Below are 24,898 nucleotides of genomic sequence, written 5' to 3' on the forward strand. Positions count from 1 at the left end.
CAAAATTTAACAAGGCTAGCATTTGATGACTAAAGACAAATGCTGTCAAGTACGGCCAATAGGGTTACTCAAGCTCCTGCATATACTGATCGAGCAACTCATCATCATCTTGCTTTTGAGGGACATTACCATCATAGACTTTATAGTCCATGTGCTGTAAATATGCATCTTTGACAAAGGCATAGGGATCGAGTGCATTATCAACAAGTCGCTCTTGATCGATTGCTGATGCTCTAGAATGAAGGTTTTTAAGTCCCCATTTAACAATGGATTGCCACATTGTTAACTCAGACAATGGAAAGTATAGACCATCAACCCAATCAGACGCGAGTTCTCGCACAACATAAGGACCCGCAAATGGCGCCATGAAGTAAGGTCCATTAGGCACCCCATAATAACCCAGCACTTCATTAAACTCATCTTGCTTGCGGCTCATACCCATCATGTCAGCGACATCAATGACACCTAATAAGCCGACAGTAGAATTGATTGTAAAGCGTCCACCAGCATTAGCTGCCCAGCCCCACTTACCCTGCAGCACATTGTTTACTAAGCTGCTAGGTTCCTCTAAATTCTGCACAAAGTTATTGATACCTGTTTTAGCAGGCGTAGGAATATAATCGTTATAACCATGGGCTACAGGACGATATAAATATCTATCTAGGTAGAGATAATTGAAGTCCCACATAGCTCGGTTAAAGCCTTCGAACGGATCGCGGGGATCATCATAGGTAATTTGTACCTTAGCAGGTGTTTCCTGCTGAATGGTATCTGGTAGGGATACTTCAGCCGATTGCACTTTAGGCAACAGCATTAACCCCAAAGATAATCCCATCCATTTTAACTTCATATCGCTCTCTTAATATAAATGTACTGTTTAGACATCAAATTTTCGCTAAAGTGACAATACAAAAATGACGATATAAAGATAATTCGTCTTAGTGGCATACTATCCAGTATGACAGTTCCTTTGTCACAAGGCGCATAAGCATACTTGGCAAAAAAAATTGGTCAATTGTTAATTTTACTAAACGAATGTATCGCAGGATAAACTATATAAGGTCATTAAATGGAGTCGATTCCACTTGTCAGCAGTCAAAATTCGCAGTTACACACTGCGATGGCTAACACTGATGCCCTCAATGCTACTCCACGCCCCATGCCAGCTCAGGTGCAAACATCACCTGAGGGAGATAGTATTATTCTAAACGGTACAGAATATAATTTAAAGCTAGTTAATGCTCAACAGCGGCAAATATTGTTGACTGCTAATAGCTTTTTAGTCACGCCCAATGCGCAGAACAGCTCAACTCCAACTACGATAGTGCAAAACTCCACTAGCCAACTGCTTGCCTTAGCTACACCTCTCGTACTGAAAATCCCTGAGGCAGTGATCAATCTGGCGCAACAAAATGGCATATCTCAGACGCAGCTTTCAGCGCTCGCGGCTCGCACACAGGGCTATCCATTACCCAACGTCACTATAGTTAACAAGGATCTTCAATTTGCTAATGGTACCGTTGTAGCACAAGATCCTGGACCCCAGCTGAATCAAGGTGAATTCATCGCGAAAATAGCCTTTCAACAAGGGCGCCCTATTTTATTACTCACCCCAATACAGAGCAAACTCGAAATCATGATTGGGGCGCCAGTAAATGAAACTCAGGTTCCCACAAATAAACCATCTTCTGATCTTGTGATCGCGAAAATTGAACCAGCCCAGATCATTGCCTCCTTTCTAAAAAAACTCGAAAATATCAACTTTCTACCTGAGCCCACAAAGCAAATTGTGACGGCCAAAGTCGATATAATGCAGCTTCAAAGTAAAGTAGATATTCCATCAGCGCCTACTGCGACTGGCTCACAGAATATCTCTAACGCGCAAGTCATAACGCCAACAACTAAAGACCTAGGTCAGATCAGCGCTCAAAACTCAGCCCTTGAAAATCGGCTTGTGGGTCAATCACCAACATCACAAATGGGTGAAAACGTAAATAGCAAAAACGGGTTATCTCAAGGCTCAAAAACGTCACAAGAAATCCTAAGTGTGAGTCCTACAGACATAAACAAACTTAATAATATTTTAGGACCCAGTAGCCAAAAGAGTGAACAACAAGGCAATGATGCTAAGACTGACACTTCGATAAAAGTGGCTGATGTCTTACAAAAAGCGTTCAATAAAGCGGGGGCACTTCCTATTGAGTTATCTCGTTCTAATAGCAGCTCGAATTTAGCATCTGAGTTATTGAAACACCTACCGCATTTAGGGCTACCACCACTGAGCCAATTGAATGATATCGATGAGCTCAAAGCCAATATTCTCGGTCTAGCGAGTCTAAATCTTGCTACGCCTCAATCAAATCAAGCCTCTATGCTCATGAATGGGAGTGCAATTACCTCACTTTTTCAGCTGCTACTTGGCTTTAAAGCCAATAACAATTCGAATTCCGTGAGCAAAAAGCTTGCCGACTACCTTGAACAGTTACAAGCTAAAGTGGGCTTCTCCACTAAACTTCTTGGGCAACTGAGCAAAGCAGGAGGCCTTGATAGCATGGGACTATTAGCCTCTAACCTGCATTTATACCAACAGGCAAGTAATGAGAGCGCTGGCAATTTGGTGTGGTTCTTCGCCCTGCCCTATGGCATTAACCAACGACAGGAGCAGCTGGAAGGGAAATTTGAGCAAGAAGCCGATCCTGATGACCCAGATAAAAAAATGGGATGGCGTTTACAACTGAAGTTTAATCTAGCACAAGGACCTCTGCTGATTTCAGCCCAAAACCACAATCAACAATTAGATATCCAGTTTAAAGGCAATAGTCAGATACTACTTAATAAGGTTAATAACTTTTTAACGCCCTTAAGCCAAAAACTATCACAACTGGGTTTTACGCCTGGAGAACTATCAACTCAAATAGCGCAAGTACCAGCAACCTTATTACCTGGTGATCATTTCCTCGTAAAGACAAAAGCTTAATGAGTGACAATGTTCCAACACTAATATTGAGTTCATTATACAAAACATTGGAAATAACGATATGAGCGAAGAGAGTGAACCTAAACAAGCTGTCGCACTGAGCTACGATGGCCGTAACGCTCCTAAAATAGTCGCGACTGGTGAAGGGCTTATCGCAGAAGAAATTATTGCCTTAGCTAAGGCTAACGGCGTTTATATCCATCAAGATCCCCATCTGAGCCATTTTTTGCAACTGCTAGAGTTAGGAGAGGAAATTCCCAAGGAGCTTTACCTGCTTATCGCCGAACTGATTGCATTTGTGTATATGCTCGACGGTAAATTTCCTGAGCAATGGAATAATATGCATAAAAAAATTGTCGAGAAGGCATAAAATAAAAAAGCTAATTCAGAAAAATTAGCTTTTAGTGTTCAATTGGCTACCGATTACTTACGATGCAGACGGATCAACAGCTCGGCTTCAGCTTTAGGTAATTCGCATTCCTTAATCAACTCGTCAACGCCAGCACCAAGCGCGACCATCTTCATGGCTCGAGTATAAAGTTTTGCCTGTGGATCCTGTTGAGTCGTCTCTTCAATCCGTTCAGACTGTTGCAGTATGCGTTTCTCTAATTCAATAACACGACGGCCTACACCGATTGTGCCACTGCGTATTTCTTGCAATTCGCGTTTAAAAGACTCTCGCTGCCGATCGCCCTCTTTAACTAACACAGTCAATGCATCAACTTTGCTTCTTAATTTACTCAATTGCTTTTGTAAAAAGAGTACTAACCCTAAGCATGCGATGACATAAACTAACGCTGCGATCAAAAATTCATCGCCCATCAAAAATCCTTATACACACTCAAAGCCATAGATTAGGAGCTGGCTTACAATTGAGTTATCTATTCCAAAGTGCTCACTTAACGTCACCAATATAATTGGCCATTGTTCAAGCTATGATAAAAAGACTTCGTCTACCCATAAATCGTAAATACTCAACATCATCGATTTATTCGCAAATAAACAAAATGGCTGAATGAATTCTAATCATTCAGCCTTATCACACTCATTGATTAGATCTGAGTCAACTCGGCCCATTCTTCGTCGGACAATAATTTGTCGAGATCAACTAAGATAAGTAATTCATTGTCGCGATTGCTCACGCCTTGAATAAACTTAGCACTCTCTTCCGTTCCAACATTAGGCGCATTGTCAATTTCAGAGCGGCGCAAATAAACCACTTCTGCAACACTATCAACTAAGATACCAATGACCTGTTTTTCAGCTTCGATGATAACGATTCGAGTTGAATCATCAACTTCAGCAGACTGCAATCCAAAACGTGAGCGGGTATCAATTACAGTAACGACATTACCACGTAAGTTAATGATGCCTAGTACATAATAGGGGGCACCAGGTACAGGAGCTATTTCAGTATAACGCAGCACTTCCTGCACTTGCATTACGTTGATACCATAAGTTTCATGGTCCAACTTAAAGGTAACCCATTGTAATACTGCATCATCTTTACTTGCAGCGACTGCTGCTACATTTCTTGTATCTTTCATGTTTACCTCAACCAATTGAGTCCTGACAACCTAAACCCGCATTAAGCATTTCAACTAAGGCTTGTACGTGCAAAATGCCACACATCTGTTCTTTCACTACACCTGCTAACCAAGGACGTTTACCCGCTTGACTACGCCAGTTGACTTGCGATTTATTAATTTTTACCGCATTGACCAAGGACTCACAAGTCAATCCCCAGTTACTGCCTTCTAATAATACAAGATATTGATAATTTACTGATTGCGCCAGTTTATCTGTGTATTTTTCTGGCATAACCCACGCACAAGTATCAACAATGTTCAATTGCTCCTCCCTATGCGTCTGTACACCAAGAAACCATGCGGGTCGACCAAAGATGTGGTTTATCCGCTCAACTTTTACTATTCCGCCTAAACTCACCAAAGGCACAGCCAATGTCAGCCCTGCTACTTTAAAGAATAGTACCTGAAACTCATCATCGAGCACTTCTTGCAAATCTTTTGTCACACTAGGAGGCGTAATGCCGACTTGTGTTTCTGGCACAACCACTGGCTCAACGATTTCATCAGCAACGGTTTCATTAACAACAGGCTGAGCTTTTGGTACTTCCACCACAACGGGTTGAACATCAATAGGTGGCGCTATCTCTACTGAAGGTGGTATCGGTTCTAACCTTGCAGTCTTTAGTACTGGCGCTAATAATTTCTCTAACGCTTGCTTATTCACTTGAGCTACAACCTGGCTTACCGGAGCAACAAACTCATGTTGTCTTGGCGCCGCTTTTGGCTGCAACTGCGCAGTAGGCGTTATGGCCTTCTCTACATTCTGCGGTGCGGCAGTGCGACCATTTTCAGCCAAAATAGCCGCATCGAGCAATGCTGCCTCCGTTTGATTAACGGCAACATTTTGATTTGAGTCTGCTTTTACAATGCTTTGAGGGGAAACAATCTGGTTTGGACTGTCGTCTTCCTGTAGCAATAATGCGAAAAAATCAAAAACAGTTTCATCAACCGATTTTGACATGGCCAAACTCCCCAACTAATAAGAAATCTAATAATCTTTCATAGGCTTTAACGCCGCGGCAACCACTCGCATAATGCGATGCTGGTAAATGTGCCAAACTGGCATCTCTAAACTTAGTGTCTACTGGAATAACGTCTTTCCACAAAGTATCACTGTATTCGGCACCAAGAACTTGCAAAGCCGCAGGTGATGCTTTGGTGCGTTTATCGTACATGGTTGGCACAACAGTGTAACTGTAACGCGTCTTCTTAGATCGCCCCATTAACTCCATTGTTTTAATCATCCGCTCTAGCCCTTTAATGGCAAGAAACTCCGTCTGCACAGGAATAATGATATGCTGACTTGCCGCAAGCGCATTGACCATTAATACCCCGAGTACGGGTGGGCAATCAACGATAGCAACATCATAATCATCAGCAACCAGTGCTAATAAATTACGTAGTACTAATCCCATTCCTTCTTGATGACCTAAGGCTCTGTCTAAGGTAGCCAATGCCATAGTTGCAGGCAATAAATCCAAACCATCGACTAAGGTTGGCACAACATGGGATAAAACGAGTTCCTTAGAAAGGTTTTTATGGGCAAGAAAAACATCAAACAACGAGCCTGGAACCTCTTCAGAATCAATACCTAAGTAATAACCTAACGAAGCATGTGGATCGGTATCTATCATAAGAACACGCTTGCCACGCTTAGCTAATGTTCCCGCTAAACTCGCTACCGTCGTGGTTTTACCTACGCCACCTTTTTGATTCGCTATGGTCCAGACTTTCAAGAAGTGACCCCTACCTATACTGGTTAATATGCTAATGAACTAGAAAATTGTGAGTTCACAAATTCTAAAAATTACTGCTCTTTTCTGGTCGTGACTCGAATGCCGCCATTGGGCAAACTAATCACTTTGACACCATCGGCATTCTCAGATATCACCACGGGCAGCATCTCTGCATTTTGGGGGGCAATTGTCTGAGAAACAGCTTTAACCTCTTTTTCTGGCGCTTGAAGCTGTTTAGGAATAGAGGATTCCAGATTAGTTTTTTCCTTCGCCGTATCTATTTCAGTATCTGGTTCGCCCAGCAAAGGCGGAATGCTATTTTGTACCGGCTCAGGACCAATCGCTACAGCCTTCTGCTCACCAGGAGCCGCTAATTGCAACATTGCTTTAGTCTGATCTGGATGAGACGCTAACCAAGTTGCAATAGCCTCAGCCTGTTCGTCAGGTACCATTAACAGCACCTGAGTCGATTCCAAACGTTTTACATCCGCCTGCAGCAAACTATTCTTACGTTTGTAATCAAGGCTTAAGGCACCAAGAACCAAAATGGCTATGCCCATCAACAAAATGATGAGCACACTATTTGTGCTCATCGGATATTGGTTTTTAGACACGAACAGACTCTTTTAAAATACATTCGGCCATGTTGTCTAAGGCTATCGACTGGGTGGCAATCCCTGCACTCGCAACGGCTTGTGGCATACCATAAACCACACAACTGGCTTCATCTTGCGCCCAAATGGTTGCGCCTACAGCTTTCAACATACGTGCGCCTTCTCTGCCATCCGCCCCCATGCCAGTTAATACAACAGCAAGCACATCACCACTAAAGGCTTTAGAAGCAGAAGCAAAGGTGATATCCACACAGGGCTTATAATTCATATCAGCACTGCCTGTGATAACTTTTAATCGGCCACTTGCTCCAGTACGTTCAACCATCATTTGCATACCACCTGGCGCTAAATATGCGCAACCCGGTTTAAGAAGATCGCCATTAGCGGCCTCTTTCACTTCAATCTTACATAAGCCATTTAAACGACTCGCAAATGCAGGGGTAAAGGCAGCAGGCATATGCTGGATTAATAAAATAGGATGCGGATAGTTTGCCGGAAACTGCGTGAGTATTTTTTGCAGCGCAACCGGACCACCAGTAGATGTACCGATCAGCAATAATTTATACTGTTTACCACTTGCACGAATCGTCGTTGCCGTTGAGGTTCTAACAGGAGCTGCGACAGGCGTATGAGCCGATATACTCGTTGTACCTAAAACGCTACCTGTTGGACGCACGCTAGGTGTTGGCGCGACCACAGGACGTGCAATCGGACGAAACATTCTGCGTCGTCCCAATGCCTTAACTCTTTGTTGCAACAATAAAATGGCATCATCTTTGTTGGTCGCAATATCTTCAAAACGTTTAGGCAGAAAATCTAATGCACCAGCATCTAAAGCGTCTAACGTTGCTTTAGCGCCATCATGGGTTAAAGAAGAAAACATCAAGATCGGAGTCGGACACTTAGCCATGATCTCACGAACAGCAGTAATACCATCCATGACAGGCATCTCAATATCCATAGTGATAACTTGGGGATTAAGCTCAGCAGCCAACTTCACCGCTTCGGCCCCATTTGAGGCCGTCGCGATAACTTCCAGTTCAGGATCTTGATTGACTATTTCACTAACACGTCGTCTGAAAAAACTTGAGTCATCAACGACTAATACTTTAATGGCCATTCCATTCCTTAGCTTGGAAACTAATTCTTACTTTTCGCATAATGCTTTAGCAATCCAGGAACATCTAAGATCAGTGCAATACCACCATCCGATGTAATTGTCGCACCAGCCATCCCAGGTGTGCCATGTAACATAGCGCCAAGAGGTTTAATAACGACCTCTTCTTGCCCTATTAAGGCATCCACTACAAAACCAATTTGCATCATGCCTAATTGCACGATAACCACATGACCATGCTTTTTATCGCCATGTTTAAAGGTCGTTTTGTTTCTATGTAGCCAGTGTTCCAAATAGAACAAAGGTACGGCCTTATTACGTACTATGACAGTCAGTTGCCCATCAACAATATTAGTTTTTGTGAGATCGAGATGGAAAATCTCATTCACGCTAGATAGAGGTAATGCAAACACTTGTTTAGCGACATCGACCATTAAGGTAGGCATAATCGCCAGTGTTAGCGGTACTTTAATCTCAAGTATCGTTCCCTTACCTTTCATGGAATCAATATGTACAGTGCCATTCAGCTGGGTGATACGAGTTTTTACCACGTCCATCCCAACACCACGGCCTGAAATATCTGAAATCTCAACTTTAGTTGAAAAACCTGGTGCAAAAATCAAATTATAGGCTTCGCTGTCTGTCATCCGCGAAGCAGAATCTTCATCGAGCACACCACGGTTTATGGCAATTTTTTTGAGTTTTTCAGGATCCATGCCTGCGCCATCGTCTTCGATTTTCAGCAGTATATGGTCGCCTTCCTGGCTTGCAGATAAGGTAATCGTTCCCGTTCTTGGCTTACCACTGGCTTCACGCTCGTTTGGCATCTCGATACCATGGTCCACAGAGTTACGCACTAAGTGGACGAGTGGATCGGCAAGCGCTTCAACGAGGTTTTTATCTAAGTCAGTTTCTTCACCGACCATGATCAAATCAATTTCTTTGTTTAGTGTACGAGCAAGATCACGTACCACCCGAGGGAAACGACCAAACACTTTCTTGATCGGTTGCATACGGGTTTTCATCACAGCGCCTTGCAAATCGGCAGTAACGAGATCTAAGTTCGCGAGAGCTTTCGACATCTCCTCATCATCACGGCTGATGCCTAAGCTCACCAATCGATTACGCACTAACACTAACTCACCCACCATATTCATGATCTGGTCGAGTCGTGCAGTATCTACACGTACCGTTGTTTCACCCTGAGGCACATTCGCAGAGCTAGCCTTAGCAGGTGCTTTATCGACAACCGCAATTTCCACCTTAGGTTTTGCAGCAACGACTGGGGCAGGAGCTGGTACTGCGGCTTTTACTGGCGCAGGAGCATGTGGTGCAGCAGTAGGTGCTACAGTCGAAACAGGGGGCGTAGGCGCTTTTACTTCAGCTTTCGCAGGTGCTCCGCCTTTCCCATGGAGTTCATCGAGTAATCGCTCAAACTCATCATCGGTAATTTCATCAGCATCTACAATCGGTTGAGGCGCAGGTGTTGCCACAACCTTAGGCTTAACAGGCACTTCAGCCTCAGCTTTAAATTTACCTGAGCCATGAAGTTCATCCAGTAACGCCTCGAACTCATCATCAGTGATGTCATCACCTGATGTTGAAGGTGTTTTAATTGGTGCAGCAGGCTTGACAGCAACAGGCTCAGATACAAATGTGGTAGCAGCGACCGCTGGTCCCTTTCCTGAACCATGAAGCGCATCCAATAAAGCTTCAAATTCAGCATCATTGATATCATCGATACTTGAAGACGTATTTTCAATGGAAGATGAGTTATCACTTATGTCAGCAGGGATTTCTTGAAGGGTAGGAGTATCAATAATGACTTCAACAACAGGTTCTGGCTCTACAACCTTGACAGAAGCGACTTCAGATGGCAAAGGCGCACCTGAACTGAGCATTTTAAGTCTCGCTAACAAACCTGAGTCGGCGGGATCTTGTTGCTCGCCCTGCTGGGTTTGCGCAAACATGGTATTAATTGCATCAACAGCCTGCAAAATAATATCCATCAACTCTGCGTTAACGCTACGCTTGCCTGTCCGCAATAAATCGAAGGTATTCTCAGCCTCATGACAAACATCAACCATGGGAGTTAAGCTAAGAAAGCCAGCACCACCTTTAACGGTATGAAAACCTCGGAAAATGGCGTTCAGCAAGTTAGTATCATCAGGATTATTTTCAAGCGCAACGAGTTGCTCTTGCAGAAGCTCTAAAATTTCACCGGCTTCGATTAAAAAGTCCTGGAGTATCTCTTCATCTACATCAAAGGCCATCAAATTGACTCCCAGTTAGAAACCCAGACTCGATAGAAGATCATCCACTTCGTCTTGACCCGTTACCACATCTTGACGAAGCTCGGCATTCATTATCGGGCCTTCTGCTTCAATATTATTTTTCTGAGCAATCTGACTTTCAATCATAGGTTGCTCACCAAATACCGTCAGCATAGAAACCAGATTACTTTCTACTTCCATTACTAGATCAATAACACGACGTATTATTTGTCCTGTTAAGTCTTGAAAATCTTGCGCCATCAAAATTTGATTAAGCAATTCACGTAATCGAGTCGAGTCATTTGCACTACGAGACATAAGGTCTTGTACATCGTGACAAAGGCCCTTAAATTCAGTCAGCGCTATCTCGCGTCGCATTAATCTGTCCCAAGATGGCATGACATTTTGAATATTTACGGTCACGGCATTAGCCAAAGGTAAACATTCTTCAACCGCATCCATGGTTTTATTTGCAGCTTGTTCGGTCATGTCAATAACGTAATTTAAACGTTGCTTGGCATCGGGGATCTCTGTATTGGCTAATTCAGCAAGACGATTATCAACTTGAAAATCCATCAGCGCACTATGAAGTTGCCGAGTTAATTTACCTACTTCTTCGAATAATTCTCGTTGCAGTGGAGCAGCAAGCTCCCGAAATAAATCATCTGCCTGACTTTGCTCACCTGCACTTAATAATTCAACTAAATGCTGAGCTTGCTCGAGCGTGATGAGCCCTGATGTTTGTGACTTCATAGCTCATCCTTGCTCAAGCGAGTCGTTCGAATATTTTATCTAACTTCTCTTTCAGCGTTGCAGCGGTAAAAGGCTTAACCACATAACCATTCACTCCCGCTTGAGCGGCAGCAATAATCTGTTCACGTTTTGCTTCAGCAGTTACCATTAATACGGGTAAATGCTTTAGCGAATCATCAGCGCGAATTGCTTTTAACAGATCGATTCCTTGCATACCAGGCATATTCCAATCTGTAACAACAAAATCAAAATCCCCCTTTTGCAACATCGGCAGGGCTGTTGAGCCATCGTCTGCTTCTTGGGTGTTATTAAACCCCAAGTCTCGCAACAAGTTCTTGATGATACGCCTCATTGTCGAAAAATCGTCAACAATGAGAATCTTCATATTCTTGTCCAAGGTTTCCTCCGGTGAGCTGACATTCTGTGCTCGATTAATAATTATACTTATGTCCAGTGCTTGAGTTTAGCTTTCAATCGCAACATTGCCTGACTTAATATCTGGCTAACCCGCGATTCACTGACTTCAAGAATGGCGCCAATCTCTTTTAAATTCAATGCTTCATCGTAGTACAGGGATAACACTAATGCATCTCTTTCAGGCAATAATTTAATTGCCTCAACCAGAGCAGAATGAAATTGGTTCTCAGCTAATGCTTCAAATGAATCATCATCGGACCGATCACTCACTGTAAGTATATCCTGAGATACGCCTAAATCTTCTATCCCTATGATTTTTCCGACAGAAACATCGTTAAGAATATGATGGTACTCATCGAGCGTCATATCAAGTTTTTCTGCAATTTCTGTGTCGCGTGCATCACGGCCCAGTTCTTGCTCTAACTCATCAATAGCGTGTGCAACCTTACGATTGTTACGATGAACGGAACGAGGGACCCAGTCGCCACGACGAATTTCATCTAACATGGCTCCACGTATGCGTATGCCGGCGAAGGTTTCAAATTTCGCACCCTTGCCACCATCAAACTTGGATGATGCTTCTAGTAACCCCATCATCCCAGCTTGGAGTAAATCATCTAACTGCACAGATGCAGGTAGTCTGGCGAGTAAATGATGCGCAATTCTTTTAACCAACGGAGCATACTGTTCAACGATCGACGATTTATTGTCTAAACAAGTATACGCAGCGGCTTTATTCACTCGTTTTTTCCTCTTGAAAATCTGGTCGTTGTACTAAACGCTCAACGAAAAACTCCAAATGCCCACCAGGTTGCTGCGGCACAGGCCAGCTCAAAATTTTATTTGCCAATCCTTGATACGCAATCGCCGCTGGTGATTTAGGATAAGCTTCAACCACCAATTTTTGTTTACGAACAGATTTACGTAAGTTTTCGTCAAATGGAATCGTGGCGACTAATTCAAGTGCGACATCTAAAAATCTGTCGGTCACTTTACTGAGTTTAGCAAATAATTCCATACCTTCGCGTAAACTACGCACCATATTGGCAACTATTTTAAAACGGAACACACCATGCTCACGGCTGAGAATTTTAATCAGGGCGTAGGCATCGGTAATCGAAGTGGGTTCATCACAAACAACGACTAACACATCCTGCGAAGCACGTGAGAAACTGAGCACCATATCTGAGATCCCAGCCGCAGTATCTACGACTAGAATATCAAACTGAGTCCGCATCTCACTAAATGCACGGATTAATCCAGCATGTTGCGCAGGGCTTAATTCCACCATCCCCTGTGTTCCTGAGGTGGCAGGTACTATGCCTATCCCCTTAGGACCACGCACGATAATATCGTCAAGCTCTGCATCACCAGAGAGAACATGAGAGAGGTTACGCTCGGCACGAATACCCAGCATGACGTCGACGTTTGCTAAGCCAAGGTCAGCGTCAAGTACCAAGACACGCTTGCCTTTTTCGGCTAATGCCACAGCAGTATTAATAGAAACGCTGGTTTTACCCACGCCTCCTTTACCACCAGTGACCGCGATTACTTTCACTTTTTCGTTATAGGGTTGATTCATCATACGTAAACCACTTGCTTGATCCAGGGTCATAAATCTACTCAAATGCACAGGCCATATTATCTGACCACGCTGTGTCTTGTAATGATTGTTGTTCTGTACTATCTAACGCTGCGAGTGCCTGCTGGGCTAAATCTAGGGTATCCGCAACTTTCATATCTTCAGGAACTCTTTGTCCATCAGTAATATAACTTAATGGTAATCCGTTTTGGATCAACACACTTAATGCCCCTGCTAACGACACAGATTCATCGAGTTTTGTGAGAACGACACCAGATAGGGGAATGCGTTTAAAATGATTGACTGCATCTTGCAGCACACGGCGCTGCCCTGTCGCAGACAGTACCAGATAACTGCGGATAGGTATCCTGCTATTTGCAGTTAAATTATCAAGTTGCTGGTAAAGGCGCATATCTCGCTGTCCCATGCCAGCCGTATCTATCAATACTAGCTTGCGATTCCTAAACTGATAGAGAATTTGCTCTAATTCATTTAGATCATGAGCTTGCTTTACTGGGCAGCCCATTATTTTGCCATAAGTTGCTAATTGCTCATAGGCTCCGATGCGATAATGATCTGTGGTAATTAAAGCAACATGTTCAGCACCATGATGTGCCGCAAAACGGGCAGCAAGTTTAGCTAATGACGTTGTTTTACCAACGCCAGTAGGACCAACTAATGCAACTACCCCGCCCTGTTTCACAATGTCATCACCCTGATTGTCAAGCATATTAGCGAGACTTTGTGGTAATGCTCTGACTAATTCAGCTGGCGTATAATGCTGGCTCAGCGCGGCTAATTTATTCGCAACCGCAGGGGAGAATTCAGCCTCAAGCAATTTGGCTTCGAGCATAGCACCAACGGGATCGATGCGTTTTTTATGTTCCGTCATCAAGGAGGATACTTGATGTGTCAGTAAATTACGCAGTGATGCTAATTCATCACGCATAGCCTCAATATCAGCACTTTGTTTCTGTGATGTTTGTGGCTTTTTATCAAATGAGGAAGGTGCTTCACGACGTTCTGGTTTCACAGCAGTAGGGGCTTGTAAGCCCTTAGCCCATGCTGGTAACTCGGCATCAACTTGCTGATGTGACATTTGTTGATTCAAACGGCTTTGCTGCTTCTCAAGTAAGGCTTGTAATGAGTCTGCTGGTGCGGCTGGCTTAGCGCGAGTTTCTACACGAACTGGCTGCTTAGCACCTAGGGACACGAGATCGTCGCTCACGTCCATAAAGGTCGGTGCTGGCGCAGTGGCTGCAGTTTTCGATTTAGGTTCGTCATAGTCAACGGCAGCGACAATTTCGATGCCACCGTTCACTTTTTTATTTGACATAATGACGGCATCTGAGCCGAGTGTTTCTTTCACTTGGGCCAGTGCGGCGCGCATGTCTTTGGCAAAAAATCGTTTAATCTTCACTTATGCGTCCTCTACTGGCCGACTGCAGATACGATACGTATTTGCTTCTCATCAGGTATTTCTTGGTATGAAATGACTCTGAGATTAGGAATAGTATGTTTAACAAAGCGTGACAGCGTCGCGCGTAACATACCTGACGTCAACAATATGGCGGGTTGTCCGACCATTTCTTGCTTTTGAGCCGCATCGGCAAGGGACTGCTGCATGCGTTCTGCAAGACCGGGTTCAATATTAGGACCATCGCCACCGGTTGCTTGCATTGACTGATGCAACATCTGTTCCAACTCTGGCGCCAAAGTAATGACGGGGATTTCGAGCTCTGGGCCTGAGATTTCCTGAACTATCATACGTTTCAAAGCGATACGTACAGCGGCAGTCAAGACTTCAGTGTCATTGCTCTTAGTGCCATATTCTAACAAAGTTTGCACTATAGTACGCAAGTCTCTAACTGAAACCCCTTCATTTAATAGGTTCTGCATCACTTTTACGACATGTCCTAGTGGCATGATATCTGGAATAAAGCCATCAACCAGCTTAGGTGAGTGTTTCGCAAGCATATCCATCAGTTGTTGCACTTCTTCGTAGCCTAACAACTTAGCGGCATTATTTGTGAGTAATTGACTAATATGAGTTGCAACAACAGTGGCGGCATCGACGACGGTATAACCTAATGTTTGTGCGTGCTCACGTAACTCAGGAGCGATCCATACCGCTTCTAGGCCAAAAGCGGGATCGCGCGTTTCGATACCATCGAGTTTGCCATAGACTTGACCAGGATTAATCGCCAATTCGCAATCATGACGAATATCTGCCTCTCCGACGACGACGCCCATTAATGAAATGCGATACGCATTAGGCGATAAATCTAAGTTATCGCGAATATGCACCGCGGGCACTAAGAAGCCTAGTTCCTGAGACAACTTTTTACGCACGCCTTTAATGCGGCTTAGTAACTCGCCACCTTGGCCCTTGTCTACCAGAGGGATCAAACGATATCCAACCTCAAGACCAATAGTATCAACATGATGTACATCGTCCCAACCTAGCTCTTTAGGCTCTTTATCTTGTCTTTCTATTGGACCCGATTTCACTTGTTCTAGCGCTTTAAGACGTTTGTTTTCATTTCGTTTATAAACAAAATAAGCTGCACCAGCAGTCATAAAGGCAAAGCTTAAAAACGCCATGTGCGGCATACCAGGAACAATACCCATTACAAACAGGACTCCGGCGGCGATACCCAATGACTTATGACTGTCAAACATCTGACTCATCATCATTTGGCCCATATCACCTGACTCGTTTTGACGAGTCACCATCAAGGCTGCGGCGATTGACAATAATAGACCAGGGATCTGCGCCACTAAACCATCACCGATAGTCAGTAAGGTATAAATTTCAACCGCTTCCGAGAAACTTAAGCCATGCTGCACAATCCCTATGATAAAACCACCTACGATGTTGATCACTAAGATCATGATACCGGCAATCGCATCCCCTTTAACGAATTTGGACGCACCGTCCATCGCACCATAGAAATCGGCTTCACGGGTCACTTCGGCACGGCGTATTCTCGCTTGGTCTTGATTTAAGGTTCCAGCATTTAAGTCAGCATCGATTGCCATTTGCTTACCAGGCATAGCATCCAAGGTAAAGCGGGCACTGACTTCTGCGATACGACCTGCACCTTTAGTCACCACCGCAAAGTTGATGATAATCAAAATGATAAAGACCACTAGACCAACGGCATAGTTACCACCGATCACCACAGAACCGAAGGCTTCAATCACCTTACCCGCGGCATCACCGCCATTATGACCCTCAAGTAAAACCACACGAGTAGAGGCAACGTTGAGCGCAAGGCGTAATAACGTCGCCACCAGTAACACAGTTGGGAAGGCAGCAAAATCTAAGGGTCTATCGGTATAAATAGCCACCAGCAATACGATGAGAGCTAACGCAATGTTGAATGAAAAGAGTATGTCTAATAGAAATGGAGGGATGGGTAAAACAATCATGGCCAATGCAGCAAGCACAACCACCGGCGTGCCAATGCCTTTAAAAGTGCTGAGCCTAATTTGTTTTACTTGACCAAGAGTCGCTTTAACATCCATTCGCTATAACCTAAACTTTGACGTGTCATAGCATAAAGCAAAAAACGCGCCAACAAGATTGAAGCCATTAATGAAGGAAAGATATGTACTGTGACTGATTGATATACATAAAATTAGCCATAAAAAACAAATGAACTCGACATCATCAGCTTTACCAATGACTACCATCAGAGGCTAGTGGTTAGTGGTTAGTATTTAGTATTTCAATTCATCAGGTATAGGTTGATTGAGTGGGACAGGAATAGGTTTACGACCGCGTCCTTTTTGATATTGGCGCAGCTGGAATACATAAGCCAAAATCTGTGCGACAGCAGTAAACAAACCTTCAGGGATCTGCTGATCTAACTTAGTCGTATGGTAAATCGCCCTTGCAAGTGGTGGGGCCGAAACAATCGCAATATTGTGCGCGCGGGCAATCTCACGTATTTTAAAAGCCACATCATCAACACCTTTCGCTATCACAAAGGGAGCCGCAGAGCGCTGCACATCGTATTTAATCGCAACAGCAAAATGCTCAGGGTTAACGACAATCACATCGGCATTTGGCACTTCAGCCATCATACGCCTTTGTGCTAGTTCACGTTGCATCTGCCGTATATGCCCTTTCACCTCAGGTTTACCCTCAGTGTCTTTATATTCATCTTTTACTTCTTGTTTGGTCATCTTAAGTTGCTTGTTGTGATTCCAAATTTGGAACGGCACATCGATGACGACAATAAACAAAATCGAGGAACATAACAGGATAAACATCCAAACCAACAAATCTAATGCATGGTAAACATTACCTGGAAGATGGTCGCTAGACAGCAACATAATGTCATTGAAATAGAAGCTTAATAAAAAATAAGCAGAAAACGCTACTACCGAAAATTTTGCAATACCTTTGGTGAGTTCAACCAGAGCCTGTACGCCAAACATACGTTTAAAACCAGCAAGGGGACTCATTTTACTGGCTTTTGGCATCATAGCTTGGGTCGAAAAATTGATCCCTCCAAGAGAGACGTTACCGATAAACGCAACAACCACAATCAGTAGCATAATTTTAGCCATGGGCCAGGCTATTTCACTCACAACAACGCCCCACACTTTGAACATTTCATTCGTATCAAAAATTTGCGCCCTATCCATGGTAAATACAATTTCAAACACCCGAGTTAGGCTAATGGCCAAACTTGGGCCTAGCATATAAAACCCACATGCTGCCGAAATTAATACCGCTGCAGTTCCAAGTTCTTTCGAACGTGCAATCTGTCCTTTTGTTCGCGCCTGTTCTAGACGCCTCCCCGTGGGTTCCTCTGTACGTTCATCACTTGACTCTTCAGCCATGGGCTTCTCCTAATCCCATCATATCAAGCCATCAGCGTTACATTGGAGCGCTAACATATCGCAAAGCAGCACTTGAGCCGTCGACCATACTTCATCGAAGTGTGCCATTACCGGTGTTAGGGTTAACCACAGAATAAACAGTCCACCAATCATAGTGATCGGAAAACCAATAGAGAAAATATTCAATTGCGGCGCGGCGCGGGTCATGACCCCGAAGGACAAGTTGACTAATAACAAGGCGATAATCGCAGATATCGACATAGTGAGTGCCGCACCAAACATATACGACCCCCAATCAGCCAGCGATCGATAACTTGTCAGTGTTAAGCCTTGATTAGAAATCGGCAAAGTTTCAAAGCTTGCCACTAGCATACGGATCATCAAAAGATGGCCGTCCACTGCTAAGAAAATCAATGTCGCCAATAAAAGAAAAAAGTTACCAATAACGGGTGTTTGTTGGCCAGAACCAGGGTCAACCATAGAGGCAAAGCCTAAACTGGTCTGCATACCAATGATCTGTCCAGTGAGCACAAAGACTTGCATCACCATTTGAGTCACAAACCCCATGGCAACACCGATAATAATTTGCTGCGCCGTGATGAATACTGCGCTTAACGAAAATAAATCCACATTTTGAGTTGGAGGAAGAACAGGTGCTATCGCAAAGGTAATTGCCATCGCCAATAATAAACGCACTCGAGTTGGTGTCGTTGCCGCCCCAAATACTACCATGACCATCAACATGCTCGCGACGCGAAACAATGGCCAAATATAAGCGGCAATGGTTTGCATTAAGGTATCGAGCAGCAGCTCCATCGCGTTAGCCTATCACTTGAGGAATGCGATTCACCATCTCGATGAAAAAGTCCATCAGGGTTTCAACTAACCAATGTCCCATAAACATTAGGCCAAAAAGTGTCACTAACAAACGCGGAAGGAAACTTAAGGTCTGCTCGTTAATAGAAGTCGCCGCTTGAAACACAGCAACGATCAACCCAATTCCCAGCCCAGGCAACACAATAGCAGACACCATCATGACGATAACAGCGAGAGCTTCACGAAAAATATCAATTAGCGCCTCAGGACTCATGTGTTTACTCTCCCTTGGCTATCCGAAACTATTCGCTAATGTCCCGAGGACTAAGCTCCAACCATCTACGAGCACAAACAACATGATCTTAAACGGCAGCGACACTATCATGGGAGATAACATCATCATACCCATAGCCATCAAGATACTCGCCACCACTAAATCGAGTACTAAAAAAGGCACAAATAGCATAAAGCCAATCTGAAATGCGGTTTTTAACTCACTGGTAATGAAAGCGGGCACTAACACACTCATGGGTGCTTCTTCGGGAGACTTAATATCCTTATAGCCAGAAATCTCAATAAAGGTCTTTAAATCCGTCGTTCTTACTTGGCCCAACATAAAGCCTCTCAGCGGCTCTTTCCCTTTATCAAACGCTTGCTGCAAGGTTAATTGCTCATCGATATAAGGCTTCACCCCTTCATCATAAATCCGGTCGAATACCGGTGCCATGATAAAAAAAGTCATGAACAAACTCATGCCAATTAAGACTTGATTAGATGGAGTCTGTTGTAATCCAATGGCTTGGCGTAATATCGACAGGACAATGATAATCCGCGTGAAAGAGGTCAACATGATGAGCATCGCAGGTAAAAAACTCAGCGATGTCATCAGCAGTAAAATCTGCATTGTGACCGAATATTCCGTTGAGCCGTCTGGCGCCGTTGTTACTGTTACAGCAGGTAAGACGCCATCTGCGGCCCATGCTGACGGCATCAATAGCAGCATAACTAACCCAACTAACGCGAGGATACGTGTTGTCATTGTTTTAATTTCGCCTGGCGTAATCGACTCGCAAACGAATCAGCTTCTAGATGGATAGGTTCAGCTAACTTATCAATCAAACTCACCTGCTGCGAGCTAACCCCAAGCAAATATTGCTGTTCGCCCACCTGAACCAAGACTAAACGCTCTTTTTGACCGAGGGAAGTCACAGCAATGGTCTTTAGTACGCCATTGGTCGTGGGGACTAAATTAAACCTTCTCAGTAAATAAGCTAACGCGAAAATTAATAATAAAACCAGAATCAAGCCACCTAACATACTTGCTAAGGTCGCAACTTGAGAAGGTTCTGCCATTTTTGTAGCAGCAGGCGCTATTGAAGCAATATTCGCTGCGCCTTCCCCACCGAGGCTATCTGCGCTCGCTTGAACCGCTACCACTAAACTCTGTATTACCGATGTGCTCATTTAAAGTTCCAACGACTTTTACATCTCGTATTATTTAAGCTTTTTAATTCGCTCAGTTTGACTGATCACATCCGTTAAGCGAATACCGAATTTATCGTTTACCACCACCACTTCACCGTGAGCGATAAGCGTGCCATTGACCATCACATCTAACGGTTCACCTGCGACTCTATCTAACTCAACCACAGAACCTTGGTTAAGTTGTAATAAGTTTCGAATACTAATATAGCTACGGCCCACTTCCATCGAAATGGTGACAGGAATATCTAAAATTGTATCTAACTTAGCCGCTTCAGCCTTAGAAATAGGTCTTGAATCATCAACCAGCTCATCGAGTTCAATTGCGTTGGCTTCTTCTAACGCTTGTTCTGCCATTGCTGCAGCCCAATCATCCGTATCGTCTGTGCTCATCTTACTTCACCTTATAATTCTGATATATCACGAGATTTACCCTTACGCGTCACCAATTGCAGCTCAGATTTAACTGTCTCTGGCCGAGGGATTTTCTCACATATTTTAAGCGCTAGGTTATCTCTAGAACGGCCCATTTTACAACGATATGTCGGTAAATCCTCGATTTTCATCATGATAAACTCGGGTAACTCAATCGGAATAATATCGCCCGCTTTAAAATTCATGACCTCTTTGAGCGTTAATTCATGTTCAACAATATTGGCATCGAACCCGACCTTCACATCCATGATTTCATCGTGTAATGCCTGTGACCAACGCATATCAGTATCTTGCTTGTCACTTTGCACACCCGCATCGAGTAACTCTCGGATAGGTTCAATCATGGAGTAAGGCATAGTGATATGAAAATCACCACCGCCTCCATCGACTTCAATATGGAATGAATTAATCACCACAACTTCGGTAGGACTAACAATGTTCGCCATGGCGGGATTGACTTCAGAGTCCAAATAATCAAACTCAACATCCATTACGGGCGCCCAAGCATCTTTATAATCTTCAAATATAATCTTAAGCAGTAACTGCACGATTCGTCTTTCTGTCGGCGTAAATTCTCGCCCTTCAATCTTGGCATGGAAACGCCCATCGCCACCAAAGAAGTTATCCACTAGGATAAATACCAGTCGCGCTTCCATGGTGATCAATGCTGTGCCTTTGAGTGGGCTAAAACGCACCATATTCAAGCTAGTTGGAACAAAAAGCGTATGTACGTACTCACCAAACTTGAGCATCTGTACACCGTTGATCGACACTTCGGCCGCTCGGCGCATCATATTAAACATGCTGATGCGCAAATGGCGCGCAAAACGCTCATTCACGATTTCCAGCGTCGGCATACGCCCACGAACTATTCGATCTTGGGAAGAGAAATCGTAGGAACGGGCATCTTCTCCAACAGCGTCAATTTCGTCATCATCAACGTCATCAACCCCGTGCAATAGCGCATCAATTTCGTCTTGGCTTAATAAATCACTCACTATATTGCCTTCGCCTCTTTTGGTGCTGAAGTTAAAGGATTATTGCATTACAAAACCTGTAAATAGTACTTTCTCGACAACCTTACGCCCAGTTACTGACTGTAGAGTATTTTGCACACTCAAAAGTGCTAACTGCCGTAACTCATCTTTCCCCGCTTGCGTGCTGAGCTTTTGCACATCTGCACCACTAAAGGTCGTTAAAAGCGCATCTTCAATCAGCGGAATATGTTTTTGTGTTAGCACATCATCATCGGTACCACGCACCATAAGCTGCACTTTAATCTCAACTAAACGAGCCCTATCAGGCCCTGGTAAGTTGAATAAGAAAGGACGCGGCATAGGCACGTATGATGCGGTAGCCACTACTCCTGATACTGGGGCTTCAACCTGAACTGCACCATCGGCAGCTACGGCGGGAACCTCTTCGGTACCGCTTCCCATAAAGAACCAGACGCCGCCACCGATTAACAGCGCGACTAAAACGCCTACACCAGCAAAAATAAATAGTTTCTTCTTACTCTTAGGCTCTTCAGTACTTTCAAGTTCTAACGATTCTTCCTTAGCCATCACTATTCTCTTTAATTTAGGCGGAAACTCATTACAGTTTTATTTGAAACGTAATTATGTCAGTCATTGCTATAGGTTACCTGCTTAAGCGTAATAATCTATACCTGAAGTTACACTAATCGCTTGATTTAAACCTAAATGTAACTCTTCTGCCGAGATTTCATCCATATCAGCCGCATTTGAACTGCCGCCATCACCGAAACTACCTTCCCGACGCTCACCTTGATCGCCTTGAGAAACATGGCTGTCAGCCAACTGCATCCCTTGCTCTTGCAATAACTCACGTAATCTTGGCATAGCTTGTTCAACCAGATCACGCGTTTGCGGCTGAGTAACATGGAACTGTACTTGGGTTTGGTCGCCATGCACTTGGATCTTTACCAACATATGCCCAAGCTCAGGGGGATCGAGCCGGATTTCCGCATGTTGGATGCCTTGACTCACCATAGTAATCAATTGCTGCTTCATCACAGGTGAAAATCGTTGGATCATCTCCTGCATTTGGTTTTGCTGTTCTACTCCTTGACGCAATGACAGCTGAACTTGCATGGTTTCTTGGCGATTTAATTGTGACATCGAGAATGTCTGTATGGATGATGTCGACTTAAGTTCTGAGAAAGTATTACTACTATCATCCATAAAACTTTCGTCTCTGGGAATATCCATCGCAACCGTCAATTTAGCATCTTTCAGTAATAGGTTAGCAGCCAAATCGGAATTGGGGCTCCCATCAAGATCACTTTCTGTTACAGATGTTGTATCTAATGGTTCAGATGAAATTGAAGAGCCTAAGGCATTCAGGTCGAAAGTATTTCCCGAGGTCGCGATATTACCCGTATTGGGACTATTCACTGTCGAGCTGCTAGTCGTTGCTTTTGCCGCAGTGTTGGTTGCCGACTTTATCGTTGCACTGTTCGCTAAGCCCGCTTGATTAATCACAGCATTAAGTGTGACCTCATTCTCAACTAAAGACTCATCTATACTCACCCCGACTTCAGTGGCAGAGACAAGCTCAGTGTCTTCTGAAGGTAATTCTGAAGCGTCATCGGTCAAATTTGGATCAATCACAGCATCACTATCCGCTGACGCTTCAAGTATATTTGGGTCTATGGGGAGAATATGTACGAGTGACTTATCAGTCAAAGATGATGGTTTCACGTCATCTGCGATTGAAATTGCTGCCATATCTGGACTAGTAGAAACTAACTTTTGTAATTCAGCAGAAAAACCCGCTTCATCGGCATCCATATCTGATGCCAGTTCAATCTCAGCAAAAACAGTAGAAACAGTAGAAACAGTAGAAACAGTAGAAACAGTAGATGCCAATGCTAAATCAGCAGAAATAGTAGGTGCCAATGTTGAATTATCAGAAACAGTAGGTGCCAATGCTGAATCAGCAGAAACAGTAGAAACAGTAGAGGCCAATGCTGAATCAGTAGAAACAGTAGAAACAGTAGAAACAGTAGATGCCAATGCTAAATCAGCAGAAATAGTAGATGCCAATGTTGAATTATCAGAAACAGTAGATGCCAATGCTAAATCAGCAGAAATAGTAGATGCCAATGTTGAATTATCAGAAACAGTAGATGCCAATGCTGCGGCGGTTAATAAAGCTGATGAAGTATCAATATTTTCTTCAGCATTTAAAAATGCTAGCGGCAAACTATCTCCATCTGATGCCGTTTTCTTCATATCATTTGCCATGCTAATTTGGGCAAAAATGAGATTTACGTCGGCGTCATCAGTTGATATATCGTCATATTTTACTTTATCAGCAGAGGTAACCTGCACAGTATCATCAGTGTTAGCAATGGTTTTTTTAGACGCAGAAATAGAAAATGAGCTAGCGGTGACTGACGCAAGTGTAGATGAAAAGTCTTCATTATTAGACTCTTGGGAAGATGTCTTAGCGGAATTGGCCGCAGAGTTGCCTGTTTTACTTAACAGGATATTGGTCATTTGTTGCATAAGTGCTCCCAAACATCACCCAGCAAAAAAAGAAATGGCTAGGTAGAAACGTCAATTAAACACTGCGGTTGCAGGGTCATGGACTAAATCAAAGCAAATAAGATGCCAAAACATCAGATTTTACGACAGCATATCGAAAAGAATTAACACTGAGAGGTGCCGAATTGATGCTTATGCCATCAATACAAAAAAACTAAAGAGCCTATCCGGCTAGCGAGCAGTAAAGATGCCTATCATTTCACTAACGTTGATGACGGCGATAAAATTGCTGGGAAGCAAATTCATCGGTCATTTTTTGCTCCCTTTTTTGTTCAACCACTTGACGCTTCTTCTCTTTACTGGCTAAGAGTAATTCTACTGCCTTACGTTTTTTTTGCTTTTCCAACCAATGTTGTTGTCGATATTCTTTTTGCTTTTCACCGTCGGCTACGACGCGATTTTGCTGGATAATAGCGTCATCGATCTGACGAATAAAACGGTGAAACTGGTGATAGTGACTAGCACTGATGGCTTGACCTTGCTGGGATTGCATTTGCTTCATGTATTCTAAGCGATAGTTATTCAGAGCACTGAGTTGATTCAACCGTTTTTGACACTCTAACTGCGCAGATTTTAACAATAAAGCCGCTTGTTCTTCGGCATCATTGGCAAGCTTTAACACTAACAACAAGGGATCGGCGTTAGCCATACTAGACCTCAATTAATTCGATGACGCCA

The 24,898-nt window shown here is 43.7% G+C and carries 26 protein-coding genes and 1 pseudogene; 3 read left to right on the top strand and 24 right to left on the bottom strand.

Translation table 11 applies throughout. The features are described from left to right. Positions 1–64: 64 nt before the first annotated feature. Positions 65–850 (bottom strand): VacJ family lipoprotein, encoded by a 786-nt coding sequence (locus L5L98_RS06030; RefSeq protein WP_219233968.1) that lies wholly within the window; start codon positions 848–850, stop codon positions 65–67. Between the two features lie 219 nt (positions 851–1,069). Here L5L98_RS06030 and L5L98_RS06035 point away from each other — a divergent pair, with 219 nt between their 5' ends. After that, positions 1,070–2,977, top strand: coding sequence for a hypothetical protein (locus L5L98_RS06035; RefSeq protein ID WP_263139326.1), 1,908 nt, complete (start codon positions 1,070–1,072; stop codon positions 2,975–2,977). Between the two features lie 61 nt (positions 2,978–3,038). Beyond that, positions 3,039–3,347: an EscU/YscU/HrcU family type III secretion system export apparatus switch protein gene (locus tag L5L98_RS06040; RefSeq protein ID WP_028761167.1), complete on the top strand. Its 309-nt coding sequence runs from the start codon at positions 3,039–3,041 to the stop codon at positions 3,345–3,347. A gap of 53 nt (positions 3,348–3,400) precedes the next feature. On the opposite strand, the gene L5L98_RS06045 is transcribed toward L5L98_RS06040, so the two are convergent. From L5L98_RS06045 to L5L98_RS22440, 22 genes and pseudogenes are all read right to left on the bottom strand, one after another. Beyond that, entirely contained in the window at positions 3,401–3,799 is a 399-nt protein-coding gene (locus L5L98_RS06045) for a DUF2802 domain-containing protein (protein ID WP_263139330.1), read from the bottom strand. 230 nt (positions 3,800–4,029) lie between these two features. Then, entirely contained in the window at positions 4,030–4,524 is a 495-nt protein-coding gene (locus tag L5L98_RS06050; RefSeq protein WP_006082380.1) for a chemotaxis protein CheW, read from the bottom strand. Positions 4,525–4,531: 7 nt separating this feature from the next. Then, the gene (locus tag L5L98_RS06055; RefSeq protein ID WP_263139336.1) at positions 4,532–5,527 is read right to left on the bottom strand and encodes a chemotaxis protein CheW; all 996 of its coding nucleotides are present in this window, start codon (positions 5,525–5,527) and stop codon (positions 4,532–4,534) included. Continuing rightward, positions 5,511–6,302 (bottom strand): ParA family protein, encoded by a 792-nt coding sequence (locus tag L5L98_RS06060; RefSeq protein WP_028761170.1) that lies wholly within the window; start codon positions 6,300–6,302, stop codon positions 5,511–5,513. The genes L5L98_RS06055 and L5L98_RS06060 overlap by 17 nt, the downstream gene beginning before the upstream one ends. A gap of 71 nt (positions 6,303–6,373) precedes the next feature. Next, entirely contained in the window at positions 6,374–6,895 is a 522-nt protein-coding gene (locus L5L98_RS06065) for a membrane anchored protein in chemotaxis locus (protein ID WP_212600960.1), read from the bottom strand. A 13-nt stretch (positions 6,896–6,908) separates the two neighbouring features. After that, positions 6,909–8,036, bottom strand: coding sequence for a chemotaxis response regulator protein-glutamate methylesterase (locus L5L98_RS06070; RefSeq protein ID WP_263139339.1), 1,128 nt, complete (start codon positions 8,034–8,036; stop codon positions 6,909–6,911). A 20-nt stretch (positions 8,037–8,056) separates the two neighbouring features. After that, positions 8,057–10,306, bottom strand: a complete 2,250-nt coding sequence (locus L5L98_RS06075; RefSeq protein WP_263139342.1) for a chemotaxis protein CheA — start codon at positions 10,304–10,306, stop codon at positions 8,057–8,059. Between the two features lie 15 nt (positions 10,307–10,321). Next, complete coding sequence (locus L5L98_RS06080; protein WP_028761174.1) at positions 10,322–11,059, bottom strand: protein phosphatase CheZ; 738 nt, start codon at positions 11,057–11,059, stop codon at positions 10,322–10,324. Positions 11,060–11,072: 13 nt separating this feature from the next. Next, a complete protein-coding gene (gene cheY, locus L5L98_RS06085) occupies positions 11,073–11,456 on the bottom strand; it encodes a chemotaxis response regulator CheY (RefSeq protein WP_007649667.1) in 384 nt (127 codons plus the stop codon). A 47-nt stretch (positions 11,457–11,503) separates the two neighbouring features. Beyond that, entirely contained in the window at positions 11,504–12,217 is a 714-nt protein-coding gene (locus L5L98_RS06090) for an RNA polymerase sigma factor FliA (protein WP_028761175.1), read from the bottom strand. Beyond that, the gene (locus tag L5L98_RS06095) at positions 12,210–13,091 is read right to left on the bottom strand and encodes a MinD/ParA family protein (RefSeq protein WP_006082389.1); all 882 of its coding nucleotides are present in this window, start codon (positions 13,089–13,091) and stop codon (positions 12,210–12,212) included. The genes L5L98_RS06090 and L5L98_RS06095 overlap by 8 nt, the downstream gene beginning before the upstream one ends. A 4-nt stretch (positions 13,092–13,095) precedes the next feature. Next, complete coding sequence (gene flhF, locus L5L98_RS06100; protein WP_263139352.1) at positions 13,096–14,478, bottom strand: flagellar biosynthesis protein FlhF; 1,383 nt, start codon at positions 14,476–14,478, stop codon at positions 13,096–13,098. 11 nt (positions 14,479–14,489) lie between these two features. Further along, entirely contained in the window at positions 14,490–16,589 is a 2,100-nt protein-coding gene (flhA, locus tag L5L98_RS06105; RefSeq protein WP_028761177.1) for a flagellar biosynthesis protein FlhA, read from the bottom strand. Between the two features lie 195 nt (positions 16,590–16,784). Next, positions 16,785–17,915, bottom strand: a complete 1,131-nt coding sequence (flhB, locus tag L5L98_RS06110) for a flagellar biosynthesis protein FlhB (RefSeq protein WP_263139353.1) — start codon at positions 17,913–17,915, stop codon at positions 16,785–16,787. Between the two features lie 18 nt (positions 17,916–17,933). Further along, positions 17,934–18,731: a flagellar biosynthetic protein FliR gene (gene fliR / locus L5L98_RS06115; protein WP_028761179.1), complete on the bottom strand. Its 798-nt coding sequence runs from the start codon at positions 18,729–18,731 to the stop codon at positions 17,934–17,936. Positions 18,732–18,735: 4 nt separating this feature from the next. Continuing rightward, the gene (fliQ, locus tag L5L98_RS06120; protein WP_012587225.1) at positions 18,736–19,005 is read right to left on the bottom strand and encodes a flagellar biosynthesis protein FliQ; all 270 of its coding nucleotides are present in this window, start codon (positions 19,003–19,005) and stop codon (positions 18,736–18,738) included. 18 nt (positions 19,006–19,023) lie between these two features. Continuing rightward, on the bottom strand, positions 19,024–19,770 hold the full coding sequence (gene fliP, locus L5L98_RS06125; RefSeq protein WP_028761180.1) for a flagellar type III secretion system pore protein FliP: 747 nt from the start codon (positions 19,768–19,770) through the stop codon (positions 19,024–19,026). Beyond that, positions 19,767–20,195, bottom strand: coding sequence for a flagellar biosynthetic protein FliO (gene fliO / locus L5L98_RS06130; RefSeq protein ID WP_105251944.1), 429 nt, complete (start codon positions 20,193–20,195; stop codon positions 19,767–19,769). Before fliO ends, fliP begins: the two co-directional genes overlap by 4 nt. Positions 20,196–20,225: 30 nt before the next feature. Beyond that, entirely contained in the window at positions 20,226–20,606 is a 381-nt protein-coding gene (gene fliN, locus L5L98_RS06135) for a flagellar motor switch protein FliN (protein WP_028761182.1), read from the bottom strand. Between the two features lie 11 nt (positions 20,607–20,617). Next, entirely contained in the window at positions 20,618–21,646 is a 1,029-nt protein-coding gene (gene fliM / locus L5L98_RS06140; protein WP_105251943.1) for a flagellar motor switch protein FliM, read from the bottom strand. Between the two features lie 39 nt (positions 21,647–21,685). Continuing rightward, a complete protein-coding gene (gene fliL / locus L5L98_RS06145; protein WP_263139356.1) occupies positions 21,686–22,213 on the bottom strand; it encodes a flagellar basal body-associated protein FliL in 528 nt (175 codons plus the stop codon). A gap of 84 nt (positions 22,214–22,297) precedes the next feature. Further along, positions 22,298–22,783 (bottom strand): annotated as a pseudogene (locus tag L5L98_RS22440) (flagellar hook-length control protein FliK); the annotation flags it as partial. A gap of 445 nt (positions 22,784–23,228) precedes the next feature. Here L5L98_RS22440 and L5L98_RS06155 point away from each other — a divergent pair. After that, positions 23,229–24,227, top strand: coding sequence for a hypothetical protein (locus tag L5L98_RS06155; protein WP_263139362.1), 999 nt, complete (start codon positions 23,229–23,231; stop codon positions 24,225–24,227). A 195-nt stretch (positions 24,228–24,422) separates the two neighbouring features. On the opposite strand, the gene fliJ is transcribed toward L5L98_RS06155, so the two are convergent. Continuing rightward, the gene (fliJ, locus tag L5L98_RS06160) at positions 24,423–24,869 is read right to left on the bottom strand and encodes a flagellar export protein FliJ (RefSeq protein WP_028761186.1); all 447 of its coding nucleotides are present in this window, start codon (positions 24,867–24,869) and stop codon (positions 24,423–24,425) included. Between the last annotated feature and the right edge of the window lie 29 nt (positions 24,870–24,898).

It is taken from the genome of Shewanella sp. SM23 (assembly GCF_025654295.1).
Classification (GTDB): domain Bacteria; phylum Pseudomonadota; class Gammaproteobacteria; order Enterobacterales; family Shewanellaceae; genus Shewanella; species Shewanella oncorhynchi.